The organism is Bartonella sp. TT29SHDZB, from assembly GCF_042193395.1.
In the GTDB taxonomy this organism is placed as follows: domain Bacteria; phylum Pseudomonadota; class Alphaproteobacteria; order Rhizobiales; family Rhizobiaceae; genus Bartonella.
Window position 1 is genome coordinate 1 of record NZ_JBHILQ010000145.1, and the last position, 635, is coordinate 635.

A 635-nucleotide genomic window follows, 5' to 3' on the forward strand; every position below is an offset into this window, starting at 1 on the left:
AATGCGGAAAATGCTTTTATCCAAGCGCGGGGGCGCATGGTGGGTGCCATTGCGCAAACAGCAACCTTAATTGCACCGCTCTATAAAGCCATGCAATTTGATCAATCGATGAAGGGATTAGAAAAGGTTCTCGATGCCCCCCTTGATCGCTTAAAGGAATTGCGCCGTTTTGCGCTTGAAACCTCCACCAAGATTCCGCTAGCGGCGCGTGAAGTCTTAGAATTGATGACCAGTGCCAGCCAAGCAGGGATTGGCGAACAAGATCTGGAAGCTTTTAGCATTTATGCTGCCAAAGCGGCTGTTGCTTTTGATATGACGGGAGATCAGATTGGGGAGCGCTTTGCCAAATTGCGCAATGTCTTTAAGCTTAATCAGGCAGGCATTGAAGATCTAGGCGATGCTATCAATCATCTCTCTAATCACATGGCGGCAAAGGCAAGTGAGGTGTCTGATTTTACCAATCGTGCCACCGGTGCGGCAACCATGTTTAAGCTCACCGCGCGCGAAACTGCGGCATTTGGTACAGCGATGATTTCTGCTGGTATTGTTCCTGAGAGTGCCGCGCGTGGTTTTAATGCCATGAGTGCCCGTATTCAGGCAGGAGGCAAACATATTGAAGATGCTTTTGCCAATAT

At 49.0% G+C, this 635-nt stretch carries 1 protein-coding gene; it reads left to right on the forward strand.

Features of this window, described 5'->3' with window-relative positions; translation table 11 throughout:
* Positions 1 to 635, forward strand: a 635-nt coding sequence (locus ACFIJJ_RS10020; protein ID WP_375646852.1) for a phage tail tape measure protein, incomplete at both ends; no start/stop codon positions are given.